The sequence below is a fragment of the Tepidicella baoligensis genome (genome assembly GCF_013432195.1).
Taxonomy (GTDB): domain Bacteria; phylum Pseudomonadota; class Gammaproteobacteria; order Burkholderiales; family Burkholderiaceae_C; genus Tepidicella; species Tepidicella baoligensis.
Map to the genome: position 1 here is coordinate 167,738 of NZ_JACCDB010000002.1, position 15,225 is coordinate 182,962.

General features: G+C 65.5%; 12 protein-coding genes and 1 riboswitch. Of the genes, 9 read left to right on the plus strand and 3 right to left on the minus strand.

Annotation, left to right across the window (positions count from 1 at the left end; translation table 11 throughout):
* Window positions 1-114 precede the first annotated feature (114 nt).
* The gene (locus HZS63_RS03675) at window positions 115-1,692 is read left to right on the plus strand and encodes a 3,4-dehydroadipyl-CoA semialdehyde dehydrogenase (protein WP_180682689.1); all 1,578 of its coding nucleotides are present in this window, start codon (window positions 115-117) and stop codon (window positions 1,690-1,692) included.
* Window positions 1,693-1,733: 41 nt separating this feature from the next.
* Window positions 1,734-3,359 carry a benzoate-CoA ligase family protein gene (locus HZS63_RS03680; RefSeq protein ID WP_180682690.1) on the plus strand — a complete coding sequence of 542 codons (1,626 nt, stop codon included), beginning with the start codon at window positions 1,734-1,736 and terminating at the stop codon, window positions 3,357-3,359.
* A 23-nt stretch (window positions 3,360-3,382) separates the two neighbouring features.
* Here the strand turns inward: HZS63_RS03680 and HZS63_RS03685 are convergent, their stop codons facing one another.
* Window positions 3,383-3,865, minus strand: a complete 483-nt coding sequence (locus HZS63_RS03685) for a PACE efflux transporter (protein ID WP_246316130.1) — start codon at window positions 3,863-3,865, stop codon at window positions 3,383-3,385.
* Window positions 3,865-4,956, minus strand: a complete 1,092-nt coding sequence (apbC, locus tag HZS63_RS03690; protein WP_180682691.1) for an iron-sulfur cluster carrier protein ApbC — start codon at window positions 4,954-4,956, stop codon at window positions 3,865-3,867. The genes HZS63_RS03685 and apbC overlap by 1 nt, the downstream gene beginning before the upstream one ends.
* Window positions 4,957-5,078: 122 nt before the next feature.
* On the opposite strand from apbC, the gene metG reads away from it, so the two are divergent.
* From metG to panD, 7 genes are all read left to right on the plus strand, one after another.
* Window positions 5,079-7,184: a methionine--tRNA ligase gene (metG, locus tag HZS63_RS03695; RefSeq protein WP_180682692.1), complete on the plus strand. Its 2,106-nt coding sequence runs from the start codon at window positions 5,079-5,081 to the stop codon at window positions 7,182-7,184.
* Between the two features lie 112 nt (window positions 7,185-7,296).
* Window positions 7,297-8,940, plus strand: coding sequence for a SulP family inorganic anion transporter (locus HZS63_RS03700; protein ID WP_180682693.1), 1,644 nt, complete (start codon window positions 7,297-7,299; stop codon window positions 8,938-8,940).
* A 59-nt stretch (window positions 8,941-8,999) separates the two neighbouring features.
* Window positions 9,000-9,212 (plus strand): DUF3460 family protein, encoded by a 213-nt coding sequence (locus HZS63_RS03705; RefSeq protein WP_180682694.1) that lies wholly within the window; start codon window positions 9,000-9,002, stop codon window positions 9,210-9,212.
* A 31-nt stretch (window positions 9,213-9,243) separates the two neighbouring features.
* Window positions 9,244-10,104: a segregation and condensation protein A gene (locus HZS63_RS03710; RefSeq protein WP_180682695.1), complete on the plus strand. Its 861-nt coding sequence runs from the start codon at window positions 9,244-9,246 to the stop codon at window positions 10,102-10,104.
* A gap of 15 nt (window positions 10,105-10,119) precedes the next feature.
* Window positions 10,120-11,739, plus strand: coding sequence for an L-aspartate oxidase (nadB, locus tag HZS63_RS03715; protein WP_180682696.1), 1,620 nt, complete (start codon window positions 10,120-10,122; stop codon window positions 11,737-11,739).
* Between the two features lie 33 nt (window positions 11,740-11,772).
* Window positions 11,773-11,876: riboswitch (TPP riboswitch) on the plus strand.
* 95 nt (window positions 11,877-11,971) lie between these two features.
* Window positions 11,972-13,900, plus strand: a complete 1,929-nt coding sequence (thiC, locus tag HZS63_RS03720; RefSeq protein WP_180682697.1) for a phosphomethylpyrimidine synthase ThiC — start codon at window positions 11,972-11,974, stop codon at window positions 13,898-13,900.
* A gap of 250 nt (window positions 13,901-14,150) precedes the next feature.
* Window positions 14,151-14,531: an aspartate 1-decarboxylase gene (gene panD / locus HZS63_RS03725; RefSeq protein WP_180682698.1), complete on the plus strand. Its 381-nt coding sequence runs from the start codon at window positions 14,151-14,153 to the stop codon at window positions 14,529-14,531.
* Window positions 14,532-14,558: 27 nt separating this feature from the next.
* Here panD and HZS63_RS03730 read toward each other — a convergent pair whose 3' ends face one another.
* Window positions 14,559-15,212, minus strand: coding sequence for a hypothetical protein (locus HZS63_RS03730; protein ID WP_180682699.1), 654 nt, complete (start codon window positions 15,210-15,212; stop codon window positions 14,559-14,561).
* Between the last annotated feature and the right edge of the window lie 13 nt (window positions 15,213-15,225).

A 15,225-nucleotide genomic window follows, 5' to 3' on the forward strand; every position in this document is an offset into this window, starting at 1 on the left:
AGGCAGCGATTCACCCAAAACATGCACTTTAATGCATACTTGCAGGCAAGCAAGATAGTGCATTTATACCGTCTTTGACATGCACTGAATAGCCCGACCCCATTGAGCCCGCACATGAACCCTACGCCCCTGCTCCCCAACCACCTCGCCGGCCGCTGGCAACACGGGCAAGGCAAAGGCACACCCCTGTTCGATCCGGTTCGCGGCACTGAGCTGGTGCGCGTCTCCAGCCAGGGGCTGGACCTGGCCGAAGGCTTTCGCTTCGCCCGCGAGCAGGGTGGCACCGCTTTGCGTGCCCTGAGCTACGGGCAGCGCGCCGCTTTGCTGAGCGAAATCGTGAAGATCCTGCAGGCGAACCGCGAGGCTTACCACGAAATCGCCACCGCCAACTCGGGCACGGTCGCCAAAGACTCGGCGGTGGACATCGACGGCGGCATCTTCACCCTGGGTTACTACGCCAAACAGGGCGCGGCCTTGGGTGACGCCCGCTTCCTGCTCGATGGCGAACGCATCCGCATGGGCAAGGACCCGCTGTTCCAGGCCCAGCACATCCTCACCCCGACGCGCGGCGTGGCCCTGTTCATCAACGCCTTCAACTTCCCGAGCTGGGGCCTGTGGGAGAAAGCCGCACCGGCGCTGCTGTCGGGGGTGCCGGTCATCGTCAAGCCCGCCACCAGCACGGCGTGGCTCACCCAGCGCATGGTGCAGGACGTGATCGACGCGAACATCCTGCCCACCGGCGCGTTGTCCATCGTCTGCGGCTCGTCGACCGGGCTGATGGACCAGCTGGAACCGTTCGATGTGGTCTCTTTCACCGGCTCGGCCGAGACGGGGCGCATCATCCGCTCCCACCCCGCGGTGGCCCAGCGCTCGGTGCGCTGCAACATCGAGGCCGACAGCGTCAACTCCGCCCTGCTCGACCCCGCTGCCACCGCCGACAGCGAAGCCTTCAACCTGCTGGTGAGCGAGGTGGTGCGGGAAATGACCGTGAAAAGCGGCCAGAAGTGCACCGCCATCCGCCGCGTGTTCGTGCCCAGAGCGCTGTACGACGCCGCCGCCCAGGCCATTGCGGCCCAACTCGCCTCCATGACGGTGGGCGATCCGCGTAACGAGGTGGTGCGCATGGGGTCGCTGGTGAGCCGCGCACAGCACGACGCCGTGCTGGCCGGCATCGCCCACCTGAAAACCGAAGCCGAGGTGTTGTTCGATGGCAGCCAGGTGGCCCTGGTGGACGCCGACCCCGCCGTGGCCGCCTGCGTGGCCCCCACCCTGCTGGGCAGCCGCCAGCCGGCTGATGCCCGCGTGCTGCACGAGGTGGAGGTGTTCGGCCCGGTGGCCACGCTCATGGCTTACGACGGCATCGAGCAGGCCTATGAACTCGTCCGCCGCGGCGAGGGTTCGCTGGTCATGTCGGTCTACAGCGCCGACCCGGCCTTCATCGCTCAGACAGCGCTGGAACTGGGTTCCAGCCACGGCCGGATCCACGCTGTTTCGCCCGACGTGGCCCGCCTGCACAGCGGCCACGGCAATGTGATGCCGATGTCGCTGCATGGCGGTCCGGGTCGCGCCGGTGGCGGCGAGGAGCTGGGCGGCCTACGCGCCCTGGGCTTCTACCACCGCCGCAGCGCCGTGCAGGCCAGCACCGTCGCACTGGATCGGTGGGGCGGCTGCGCCGTACCCTTGTCGCTCTGACCCGATCACCGTCCGTTCAACCGCCCACCGAGGAGAAGCCGATGACCACACAACTGCCCCCACCGCCGGCCACGGACTACAACTTCGCACACGACCTGATCCAACGCAACGCCGCGCGCCGCGACAAGGTAGCCCTGATCGACGATCACGGGCTGCTGACCTACGGCGAGTTGGCCGAACGGGTCCAGCGCATGGCCAGTGGCCTGCGGTCGCTGGGGCTGCGGCGGGAGGAACGCGTGCTGCTGCTCATGCATGACAACAACGACTGGGTCGTGAGCTTTCTCGGCGCCCTGTACGCCGGCATCGTGCCGGTGTGCCTCAACACCCTGCTCACGGCCGAGGACTACGCCTTCATGCTACGCCACTGCCGCGCGCAGGCGGCACTGGTGTCGCAAGCCCTGCTGCCAACGCTGGAAGCGGCTCTGGAACAAGGCCCGCACGAAGTCCGGCACCTGGTCGTCTCCAAGCCCACACACACCCTACCCGTCGGCCCCGGTGTCCACACCCTGGCCATGGACGAGCTGCTGGCCCGCAGCGCTCCCCAAACCGCTCCCACTGCCACGCTGGCCGACGAAGCCGCCTTCTGGCTCTACTCCTCCGGCTCCACCGGCCGCCCCAAGGGCACGGTGCACACCCATGGCAACCTGTACTGGACGGCGGCGCTCTACGCCCAACCGGTGCTGGGCCTGACCGAGGCCGACACCGTGTTCTCGGCGGCCAAGCTGTTCTTCGCTTATGGCTTGGGCAACGCACTCAGCTTCCCGCTGAGCGTAGGTGCCACCGTGGTGTTGATGGCTGAGCGCCCCACACCGCCCGCGGTGTTCCAGCGCCTCACCGGCCGCACCCCGACGCTCGCCGGCCGCAAGCCCACCGTGTTCTACGGCGCGCCCACCGGCTACGGCGGCATGCTCGCCCACCCCGACCTGCCTGCCAAAGCCGACGTGGCGCTGCGCCTGTGCTCATCCGCTGGCGAGGCCTTGCCACGCGACATCGGCGAGCGCTGGACAAACCGTTTCGGCGTCGAAATCATCGACGGCATCGGCTCCACCGAGATGCTGCACATCTTCCTGTCCAACCGCCCCGGCGACGTGCGTTATGGCACCACCGGCAAACCGGTACCCGGCTACGAAGTGGAACTGCGCGGCGAGGATGGTCTGCCTCTGAAACCCAACGCCGACGGCTCGATCGAGATCGGCGACCTGTACGTCAAGGGCCCGAGCGCCGCGCTCATGTACTGGCACAACCGGGAAAAGTCGCGCGACACCTTCCGCGGCGAATGGACCAAGAGCGGCGACAAGTACAGCCGTGACGCCGACGGCTACTACACCTACGCCGGCCGCAACGACGACATGCTCAAGGTCAGCGGCGTTTACGTCAGCCCGTTTGAGGTGGAGGCCGCACTGGTGCAGCATCCCGCCATTCTGGAAGCAGCGGTGATCGGCAAGACCGACCACGACGGCCTGGTCAAGACCAAAGCCTTCATCGTGCTCAAGCCCGGGCAATCGCTGGACGAGGACGGCGTCAAGGCCTTCTGCAAGGAGCGACTGGCTCCCTACAAGTACCCGCGCTACATCGAGTTCGTGGATGAATTGCCCAAGACAGCCACCGGCAAGATCCAACGCTTCAAACTGCGCGACCTGGAGGCACGTCGCGCCACCCAGGTCTGAGCAAGCGCGTAGCGTCTCGCCGCTCAATCCGGGTGCTGCAGGGCCGATTGGGGCAGGCCGAATACCTTGTCGAACACCCAAGTGAACACCACGGTATAGACCAGGAAGAACAACAGCAACCCCAAGTCCGCCAGAAACGCCAGCCACAGGGTGGTCTGCAGCCACCAGGCCATGACTGGAATCAGCAGGATGGCCAGCCCTCCTTCGAACCCCAGGCCATGAATCACTCGGCGGCGCCAGCTGCGGCCCTTGACCGGCTGGCGCCGTTCCCAACGCTCGAACAGGCCGTTGAACACATAGTTCCACGCCAGCGCAATGCCCGACGTGAGCAGCGACAAACCCAGCGCAGACGGGGCCGGCTCGTCGAACGCCAGCGCCAGGGCCAAGGCCACGAAGATCACGGCAAAGGTTTCGTACAGCACCGCCTGGACCACCCGCCGCGTTCGGGGCCCCATGCGACGCCATGCAGGCGGCTGGCCTCCAGAAGCCGTTGGCGATTCAGCCATCAAGTCTCCGTCGAAATCTTGATCGTCGGGAACTTGGATGAAAAATCCTTGGCCTTCTGGGCCACGGTGATGGCCACCTGCCGCGCCACCGCCTTGTAGATGCCGGCGATCTCACCCTCCGGGTCGGCCACGACCGTGGGCTGGCCGCTGTCGGCCTGAACCCGGATCTGCATGTTCAGCGGCAGGGCGCCCAGGTAATCGATGCCGTACTCGGTTGCCATGCGCCGGCCACCCTCGGCACCGAAGATGTGCTCGGTGTGACCACAGTTCGGACAGCAGTACACCGCCATGTTCTCCACGATACCCAGAATCGGCACCCCCACCTTCTCGAACATCCTGATGCCCTTGCGCGCGTCCAGCAAGGCGATGTCTTGCGGCGTGGTCACGATCACGGCGCCGGTCATGGGCACACGCTGGCTGAGCGTGAGCTGGATATCGCCGGTGCCGGGCGGCATGTCCACCAGCAGATAGTCCAGATCCTTCCAGTTGGTCTGGCGCAGCAGTTGTTCCAGCGCCTGGGTGGCCATGGGGCCGCGCCAGATCATGGCCTCGTCCTTGTCGACCAGGAAACCGATCGAGATGACCTGCACCCCATAGTTTTCCAGCGGCTCCATGGTTTGGCCGTCCAGGCTCTCGGGCCGGCCCTCGATGCCCATCATCATGGGCTGACTGGGGCCGTAGATATCGGCGTCCAGAATGCCGACGCGCGCGCCCTCGGCAGCCAGCGCCAGCGCCAGGTTCACGGTGGTGGTGCTCTTGCCCACCCCTCCTTTGCCCGAAGCCACGGCAATGATGTTCTTCACATTCGGCAGCAATGACACGCCACGCTGCACCGCATGCGCGATGATCCGGGTCTGCAGGTTGACCGACACATTCTCCACGCCTGGCACCGACTTGGCTGCCGCGATCAACGCCTTGCGCAACGCGGGATGCTGACTTCGGCACGGATAGCCCAGCTCGATGTCGAACGACACGTCGCCGTCGTGCACCTGCAGGTGCTTCAGCGCCTTGGTGGACACAAAATCCTTGCCGGTATGGGGGTCGGTGACGGCTTGCAGCGCCAGGAGCAGCGCCTGCTGTTGAACGGCCATGGGTGAGGGTCTCCGTTGTGAGTGATGGGTGCACGAAGTCTATCCGCTTGTGAAGTCTGACCGGGGTATCGGGGCTGCGGTGCCCTCATTAAAATCGTGGGCTTGCCCACAAGGACACCCACATGACCGCGCGCCCTGAGAAACGACGCTTCTTCGTCACCACCGCCCTGCCCTACGCCAACGGCCACTTCCACATCGGCCACATCATGGAGTACATCCAGGCCGACATCTGGGTGCGCATGCAGCGCATGCACGGGCACGAGGTGCACTTCGTGGGCGCCGACGACGCCCACGGCGCCCCCATCATGATCGCCGCCGAAAAAGCCGGCAAGACGCCACAGCAGTTCGTGGCCGACATCGCTGCCGGACGCGCCCAATACCTGGACGGCTTCCACATCAAGTTCGACAACTGGCACAGCACCGACGGCCCCGAGAACCACGAGCTGGCGCAGAGCATCTACCTCGGCCTCAAGGCCAACGGCCTGATCAGCACCAAAACCATCGAGCAGTTCTTCGACCCCGAGAAGAACATGTTCCTGCCCGACCGCTTCATCAAGGGCGAATGCCCCAAGTGCGGCGCCAAGGACCAGTACGGGGACTCCTGCGAGAGCTGCGGCGCCGTCTATGCCCCCACCGAGCTGAAGAACCCCTACTCCGCTCTGTCCGGCGCCACGCCGGTGCTGCGCAGCTCCGAGCACTACTTCTTCAAACTCAGCGACCCGCGCTGCCTCGAATTCCTGGAAAACTGGACCAGCGAACCCGGCCGCCTGCAGCCCGAGGTGCTCAACAAGATCAAGGAATGGTTCGCCAAAGATGAACATGGCCATGGCGGCCTGGGCGACTGGGACATCTCGCGCGATGCGCCCTACTTCGGTATCGAGATCCCTGACGCGCCGGGCAAATACTTCTACGTCTGGCTGGACGCCCCCATCGGCTACCTCGCCAGCCTGAAGAACCACTTTGCCAAAGGCCAGGCGGCGAACCATTGGCACCCGGAATCGCGCACCACGCAGTCCTACGACGAATTCGTGGCCGACCCGGCGGTCGAGCAGGTGCACTTCATTGGTAAAGACATCACCTATTTCCACACCCTGTTCTGGCCCGCCATGCTGCACTTCAGCGGCCGCAAAACGCCCACGCAGGTGAACGTGCACGGCTTCATCACCGTCAACGGCGGCGAGAAGATGAGCAAGAGCCGGGGCACCGGCATCGATCCCCTCCGCTACCTCAGCCTGGGTCTGAACCCCGAATGGCTGCGCTACTACCTGGCCGCCAAGCTCAACAGCCGCGTGGAAGACGTGGACTTCAACCCCGACGACTTCGTGGCCCGCGTCAACAGCGACCTGATCGGCAAATACATCAACATCGCCTCGCGCGCGGCCGGCTTCATGGCCAAGCGCTTCGCGGGACGGCTGGGTGCCATCTCGCCCGACGGCGAAGCCCTGCTCGACAGTCTGCAACAGGCCGTGCCGGGCATCGCCGAACTGCTGGCCGAGCGCGAATACGGCAAGGCCATCCGCGAGACCATGGCCCTGGCCGACCGCGTCAACGAATACGTGGACCAGAACAAGCCCTGGGAACTGGCCAAGCAGCCAGGCATGGACGCTCGTCTGCACGATGTCTGCACCACCTGCATCGAGTGCTTTCGCGTGCTGACCGCTCTGCTCAAACCGGTGCTACCGGCGCTGGCCGCCCAGGTGGAGGCCTTCTTGCGGTGCCCACCCCTCACTTACGCCAATGCCACCACGCCGCTGGGCGCAGGCCACACCATCGGCGTCTACCAGCACCTGATGCAGCGGGTGGATGTGAAGCTGCTCGAAGCCCTGTTCGAGCCACCGGCCACACCGGAGCCGGACCAACCGGCGCCAGGCGGGGAGCCGATCGCGGAAACCATCTCCATCGACGACTTCGCCAAAGTCGATCTGCGCATTGCCCGCATCGAGGCTTGCGAGCCAGTGGAAGGCTCCACCAAGCTGCTGCGCCTGACGCTGGACGTGGGCGAAGGCCGCACACGCAACGTGTTCAGCGGCATCGCCAGCATGTACAAGCCTGAGGACCTGGTCGGCAAGCTCACCGTCATGGTGGCCAACCTGGCGCCGCGCAAGATGAAGTTCGGCGTGAGCGAAGGCATGGTGCTGGCCGCCAGCCATGCAGACGAAAAGGCCCATCCCGGCATCTACGTGTTGCACCCGTGGCCCGGCGCCCAGCCCGGCATGCGGATCCACTGATGGGTGCTGGGCGCCATGCCCAGCGCCTGAAACGGCTCACCTGGTGTAAACCCTCACCGAAAACCGTCATCTCCGCACCAGAGCGAAGTCGTGACAGGTTGTAACATTTGGCATGCTTCCGCGCATACCCCACCTGGCTCCGTTCCGCCCCCGCCTGCTGCAGGACTTGCAGGGCTACAACACCGAGCGTCTGATCAAGGACGCTGGCGCCGGGGCCACGGTGGGCATCGTCGCCCTGCCCCTGGCCATGGCGTTCGCGATTGCCTCGGGCCTGGAGCCTGCCGCCGGCTTATGGACGGCGATCATCGCGGGGCTGTTGATTTCGCTGCTGGGTGGCACCTCGGTGCAGATCGGCGGGCCGGCGGGTGCCTTCATCGTCATCGTCTACGGCATCGTGGAGCGCTACGGGCTGGCCAACCTGCTCATCTCCACGCTGTGCGCCGGTGTGCTGCTGTTCCTGCTCGGATGGTTCCGACTGGGCACGCTGGTGCGCTATGTGCCCGTGAGCGTGGTGATCGGCTTCACCAATGGCATCGCGGTGCTGATCGGCCTGTCGCAGCTGCGCGATGCGTTCGGGCTGCAAGTCGATAAGATGCCGGCCGACTTTTTCCAGCAAATCGCCACGATCAGCCGGCACCTGGACAGCTTCAACCCGTGGGCCTTTGCCCTGGCGGCCACCTGCGTCTTGGGTCTGTTCCTATGGCCGCGGCTGTGGGCCGCCGACTCGGGGTTCCGCCAGAAGCTGGAAGGCATCGAAACCGTCAGCGCCCTCAAGGCCACCTCGCGCGTGCCCGCCCCCATCATCGCGCTGGTCAGCCTGTCGGTGCTCGCCTGGGCGCTGGAGCTACCGGTCGAAACCATCGGCTCGCGCTTTGGCGGCATCCCGCAGAGCCTGCCCAGTTTCAACTGGCCTGCGTTCTCGTGGGAAACGGTCAAGCAATTGGTGGTGCCCACCCTGACCATCGCCTTGCTGGGCGCGATCGAATCGCTGTTGTGCGCACGGGTGGCCGACCAGCTCAGCGACCGCCCCAAGCACGACCCCAACCAGGAACTCATGGCTCAGGGCATCGCCAACGCAGTGGTGCCCTTTTTCGGTGGCATGCCGGCCACCGGCACCATCGCCCGCACCGTGACCAATATCCGCGCCGGGGCCACTTCGCCGGTCGCGGGCATCGTGCACGCCCTCACGCTCATGGCGGTGGTGTTGCTGGCCGCCCCCCTGGCCAAACACATTCCGCTGGCGGTGCTGGCGGGTGTGCTGCTGTTCGTGGCCTGGAACATGGGAGAGTGGAGAGAGTTCGCCCGGCTGCGCCAGTTCAGCAACCACTACCGGATCATGCTGCTGTCCACCTTCTTCGTGACGGTGGTGTTCGACCTGACGGTGGCGGTGGAATTGGGTCTGGTGCTGGCGGTGGTGCTGTTCGTGCGCCGCCAAAGCGAGATCTTCCGCGCGGAGCCGCGTGGCGATACCGACGGGCGCATGCATTACCAGTTGTACGGCTCGCTGTTCTTCGGTGCCGTGACCAAGATCGACCGCATCGTGGACGCCGTGGAACGCGCCCCCCAAGGGGTTCACGTGGTGCTGGATGCGAGCCAGTTGATCTCGCTGGACACCACCGGGCTGGACGCCCTGGAGCAACTGCACAAATCCCTGGAAAAACGCGGCGGACGCTTGTCCATCACCGGCTTGAACGAACAACCGCGTTCGCTCATCGAACGATCGGGCTTTGCGGCCAAGCTGCACCCGGTGGAGTGAGACGGGCGGGCTAAAATCGATGGATTGCCCGACCCGACAGACCCTTCACACCCCGCGCCATGAACCTGTTCGCCCGCCCGCACTACACCTCCGACGCCACCCAGTTCATCGAATCGCTCAAGCAACAGAAACCCGAACTGGAAGCGGAACAGCGCCAAGGCCGTGCCCTGCTCTGGGACCAGTCCATTGACCGCGAATTCATGGCCCAGGCCCGCGCCGCGCGCGCGAAGCAGAAACCCTACGTCTATCAGACCGAACCCTCGCTGCGCTGAAGGCTCGCGCCCTGCCCCAGCGGGCTCCTCCATGGCCACCTTGCCACCCGAAGCCGACCTCGATCTCCCGCCTACCGGAGCGCTACCCGACAGCATGCCCGATGTGGTGGATCAGGTCGCGCGAGCCCGGCTGTATGGCGAGCCGCTGTTCGCCCTGCCTCAAGACCTCTACATCCCACCGGATGCCCTGGAAATTTTCCTGGAAGCCTTCGAGGGTCCGTTGGACCTGCTGCTCTACCTCATCCGCAAGCAGAACTTCAACATCCTCGACATCCCCATGGCCGAGGTCACCCGCCAGTACCTGAGCTATGTGGATCAGGTCCGCGCGCGCAACCTGGAGCTGGCCGGCGAATACCTGCTCATGGCCGCCATGCTCATCGAGATCAAGTCCCGTATGCTGCTGCCCCCGAAGCGGGTAGAAGAAGGCGATGAGGCCGAGGACCCACGCGCCGAACTGGTCCGGCGCCTGCTGGAGTATGAGCAGATCAAGCTCGCTGCCGAGCAACTCAACGCCTTGCCACAACTGGGGCGTGACTTTCTGCGCGCCCAGGTGGCCGTGGAGCGTTCGCTCGTGCCACGGCTCCCCGACGTAAACCCTCAGGATCTGGCCGACGCCTGGCGCGACATCCTGCGCCGGGCACGGCTCGTTCAGCGTCACAAGATCAGCCGCGAAGAACTCAGCGTGCGTGAGCACATGAGTCTGATCCTGCGCCGACTGCAAGGCCGGCGCTTCGTCGAATTTGCCGACTTGTTCGACGTGACCCAGGGCACTGCGGTGCTCGTCGTCACCTTCATCGCCATGCTGGAGCTGGCCAAGGAAACGCTGATCGAACTCACCCAGGCCGAAGCCTATGCCCCCATATACGTGCGCCTGACCTACACGCCTGCCTGACCCATCCAGTCCCCGATGAACGACTCCCACCCCCCCACAGACGCCTCTGCACCCACCCACCACTTTGACGTCGTCATCGTCGGCAGCGGCCTGGCCGGCCTCTCCACCGCCCTGCTGCTGCCGTCGCATCTCCGCGTGGCGGTGCTCACCAAACGCACCATCGAAGACGGCTCCAGCGGCTGGGCCCAAGGCGGCATTGCCGCCGTGCTGGCGGAAGACGACAGCTTCGACGCCCATGTGGAAGACACCTTCGTGGCCGGGGCCGGCCTGTGCGACCCGGTCGCCACCCGCTTCACCGTCGAACACGCACCAGAAGCCATCGCCTGGCTGCGCGAAATGGGGACCCAGTTCACCCTGTATGACGGTGAACTGCACCTCACACGCGAAGGCGGCCACAGCCACCGGCGCATCGTGCACGCGGCCGACGCCACGGGGGCGGCCGTGCAGCACACCCTCATCGAACGGGTGCGCCAAGCCGCCAACGTGCACGTGTTCGAGGGGCACAGCCTGGTCGATCTCATCCTCAGCCACAAACACAGCCTGCAGCCCGATGCCTCGCGTCGCTGCCTGGGCGCCTATGCCTTGAACGAAGACACCGATCGGGTGGAGGCGTTCGTGGCGCCGCACACCGTGCTGTGCACCGGCGGCGCGGGCAAGGTATATCTCTACACCTCCAACCCCGACACGGCCACGGGCGACGGCATCGCGGCCGCCTGGCGCGCCGGCTGCCGGGTGGCCAACATGGAGTTCATCCAGTTCCACCCCACCTGCCTGTATCACCCCAAGGCCAAGAGCTTTCTCATCAGTGAGGCGGTGCGGGGTGAAGGCGGCCTGCTGAAACTGCCGGCACACCTGGGGAGCCACCGCTTCATGCCTGATCACGACCCTCGTGCCGAACTCGCTCCACGCGACGTGGTGGCCCGCGCCATCGACTTCGAGATGAAGAAACACGGCATCGACTGCGTGTACCTCGATATCTCGCACCAAACACCCGAGTTCCTGCACGAGCATTTTCCCAACATCCTGGCGCGCTGCGCCGAGTTGGGCATCGACATCACGCAAGAGCCCATTCCCGTGGTGCCCGCCGCCCACTACACCTGCGGTGGCGTGGTCACCGACCTGAACGCCCGCACCGACCTGCCCGGTCTGTACGTGGTGGGCGAGGCCAGCTACACCGGGCTGCATGGCGCCAACCGGCTGGCCAGCAATTCGCTGCTGGAGTGCATGGTGTTCGCCCGCGCGGCCGTGCGCGACATGCTGGCCCAGCCTCGCGCCGCCATTCCCGCCATCCGGCCTTGGGACGACAGCCGCGTCATCGACGCCGACGAGCAGGTCGTCATCTCGCACAACTGGGACGAGCTGCGCCGCTTCATGTGGGACTACGTGGGCATCGTACGCACCGACAAGCGACTGGAGCGTGCCGCCCACCGCATCGCGCTGCTCAAGGCCGAAATCCAGGAGTTCTACCAGAGCTTCCATGTCACGCGCGACCTGCTGGAGCTGCGCAACCTGGTCGAGGTGGCCGACTTGATCGTGCGCTGCGCCCAGGCCCGCAAGGAAAGCCGGGGCCTGCACTTCAGCCGCGACTATCCGGACCTTCTGCCCGTGGCACGGCCCACGGTGCTCGTGCCCTGAACGACCATGCGTGGGCCTTTGGAGCTTATACTGCGTCCTGCTCCGGGGTGTCCACGAGGTGTGGGCTGAGATGGCGACGCCGAACCCGAGAACTTGATCCGGTTCATACCGGCGAAAGAAGAGCTGTCGAAACCCGCGTGGCATGGACACCCTTGCCGGCCTTGAGGCCGGCTCAGCGCCACACCACCGGGGCGACCTTCGGAGCAACCAACCCACCGAAGGAGACCGCCCCATGAACGCCCCAGCCGACCCGTTCCTTGCCACCACCGCCCAGGTGGACCAGGCCGCCATCCAGCCCCTGCCCAATTCGCGCAAGGTCTATGTGGAAGGCTCGCGACCCGACATCCGCGTGCCCATGCGCGAAATCCGCCAGAGCGACACGCCCGCTGCCTTCGGCGCCGAGCCCAACCCGCCCATCTTCGTGTACGACTGCTCCGGCCCCTACACCGACCCGGCCGCGCGCATCGACATCCGCGCCGGCCTGCCCGCGCTGCGTCAACGCTGGATCGAAGAACGTCAAGACACCGAAGTGCTGCCCGACCTGAGCAGCGCATACGGCCGCGCCCGCGCCGCCGACCCCAAGCTCGACACACTGCGCTTTCCCGGCCTGCGCCGCCAGCCGCGCCGCGCCCTGCCCGGCAGGAACGTGACGCAGATGCACTACGCGCGACGCGGCATCATCACCCCGGAGATGGAGTTCATCGCCATCCGCGAGAACCTGCGCCGCCGCGAATACCTGGAATCGCTCCAGGCCGCCGGCCCCACCGGGCAGAAGATGGCCGCGATGATCGGCCGCCAGCACCCCGGGCAGAGCTTCGGCGCCCGCATTCCCGCCGAGATCACCCCCGAGTTCGTGCGCGACGAAGTGGCCCGTGGCCGCGCCATCATCCCCGCCAACATCAACCACCCCGAAACCGAGCCGATGATCATCGGCCGAAACTTCCTGGTGAAGATCAACGCCAACATCGGCAACTCGGCGCTGGGCTCGTCCATCAACGAGGAAGTGGACAAGATGACCTGGGCCATCCGCTGGGGTGCCGACACGGTGATGGACCTGTCCACCGGCAAGCATATCCACGAAACGCGCGAGTGGATCGTGCGCAACTCGCCGGTGCCGATCGGCACCGTACCCATTTACCAGGCGCTGGAAAAGGTCAACGGCAAGGCCGAAGACCTGACCTGGGACATCTTCCGCGACACGCTGATCGAGCAGGCCGAACAGGGTGTGGACTACTTCACCATCCACGCCGGCGTGCTGCTGCGTTACGTGCCGCTGACCGCCAACCGCATGACCGGCATCGTCTCGCGCGGCGGCTCCATCATGGCCAAGTGGTGCCTGGCGCACCACCAGGAAAGCTTCCTCTACACCCACTTCGAGGACATCTGCGAGATCATGAAGGCCTATGACGTGGCCTTCAGCCTGGGCGACGGCCTGCGCCCCGGCTCCATCTACGACGCCAACGACGAAGCCCAACTCGCCGAACTGAAAACGCTGGGCGAACTCACACAGATCGCCTGGAAGCACGATGTGCAGGTGATGATCGAAGGCCCCGGCCACGTGCCCATGCACATGATCAAGGAAAACATGGATCTGCAGCTGGAGCAGTGCCATGAGGCACCCTTCTACACTTTGGGGCCGCTGACCACCGACATCGCGCCGGGCTACGACCACATCACCAGTGGTATCGGTGCGGCCACCATTGGTTGGTACGGGACCGCGATGCTGTGCTACGTCACCCCCAAGGAGCACCTGGGCCTGCCCAACAAGCAGGACGTCAAGGAAGGCATCATCACCTACAAGCTGGCCGCCCACGCCGCCGACCTGGCCAAGGGCCACCCGGGCGCGCAGATCCGCGACAACGCGCTCTCCAAGGCGCGCTTCGAGTTCCGCTGGGAGGACCAGTTCAACCTCGGGCTGGACCCGGACAAGGCGCGTGAATTCCACGACGAGACGCTGCCCAAGGACTCGGCCAAGGTGGCGCACTTCTGTTCGATGTGCGGCCCGCATTTCTGCAGCATGAAGATCACCCAGGACGTGCGCGATTTCGCCGCCCAGCAGGGCGTGAGCGAGGACAGCGCCATCGAGAAGGGCATGCAGATGCAGTCGGAAGCCTTCCGCCAGTCGGGCGGGGACATCTATATCCCCATCCACAAGGCCTGAGCGCTTCCTCGCTGGTTGCGGCAAACCTGGCCCTGTGAGGGCTCATACTGTGACGGTCGGCGCCAGGGCGCCGACTCCGCTGCGTCCACCTGCCTGGAGCCGGTGCGCAGCACCGGCCACCTCGCTGAAGCGCCAGCGCCTGGGCGCACACGTCTTGGCTACCCACACAAGTGCGCGATACACCCCCCTGGCCACCCGAAGCCATCTGTCACAATTCGGCCCCGACGCGTCCCCCATTCAGGACCACACCATGTACCGTACCCTGCTCAAATCCAAGATCCACCGCGTGACCACCACCCACGCCGAACTGCACTACGAAGGCTCCTGCGCCATCGACGAAGACCTGCTCGACGCCGCCAACATCTGCGAAAACGAGCAAATCCACATCTGGAACATCCACAACGGCGAGCGCTTCGTCACCTACGCCATCAAGGGCGAACGGGGATCGGGCATGATCTCGGTCAACGGCTCGGCTGCGCGCCGCGCTCAGGTGGGCGACCTGCTCATCATCGCCGCGTTTGCCCAGGTCCACGAAGACCAGCTGCCCCAGCACAAACCCCGGCTGGTGTTCGTCAACGAACGCAACCAGCAGGTGGAACTGCGCGACCAGGTGCCCACGCAAAAGCCCTGACCACGACCGATCCCGAGCACAAGCGCCTCAGCGGCCCGGGGATTTCAGTTCCCACGTGGCCGACATGCGCCCTGCAAAGGTCATGTCCAGCGTCGCACCGTCGGCGGTCTCGGACAGGCGCACGCCGGGCTGCGGAGCAGGCCGGGTTTGCTCCACCGTCAGCAGGCCTGCAGGCCACTGCAGGCTCAGCTTGGCCTCCATCGGCAGATAGCCATCCAGGTAGCGACGCATCAACGGGCCTGCGTGCAGCCGCCAGCGCCCGTCCCCCGTGGACTCCAGCGCCTGCGAACGCAACCCGATACAGACACGTCCGCCGCGCTGCACGTCCGCGAGTTCGACCCGATGTCCATCCACCCAGGCTCGCCCCACGCCGGCGGTCTCCAAAATCTCGATGTGCTGCACACGCTCCCGATTGAACGTCACCACCACCCGGCGATTGGGATCGAGCTGCAGGTGACAGGTCCGCAGCGTGACCACGCCGGTCTGTAGGCTTTGCAGGTCGATCACCGCACTCGCTTCGTAGCGGTAGGCGTCGGGGTCGGGCCGCTGCGCCAGAAAGCGCAACTGGCCTTCCAGTGCAATGTCTTCGAATTCCAGTGGCGCGGCACTGGCCATGATCGCGCACAGCGCCCAACCGACCAGGGCAACCTTCCCCACCGGAAAAGACCGGATTTCACGCATGGCATGCTCCTCA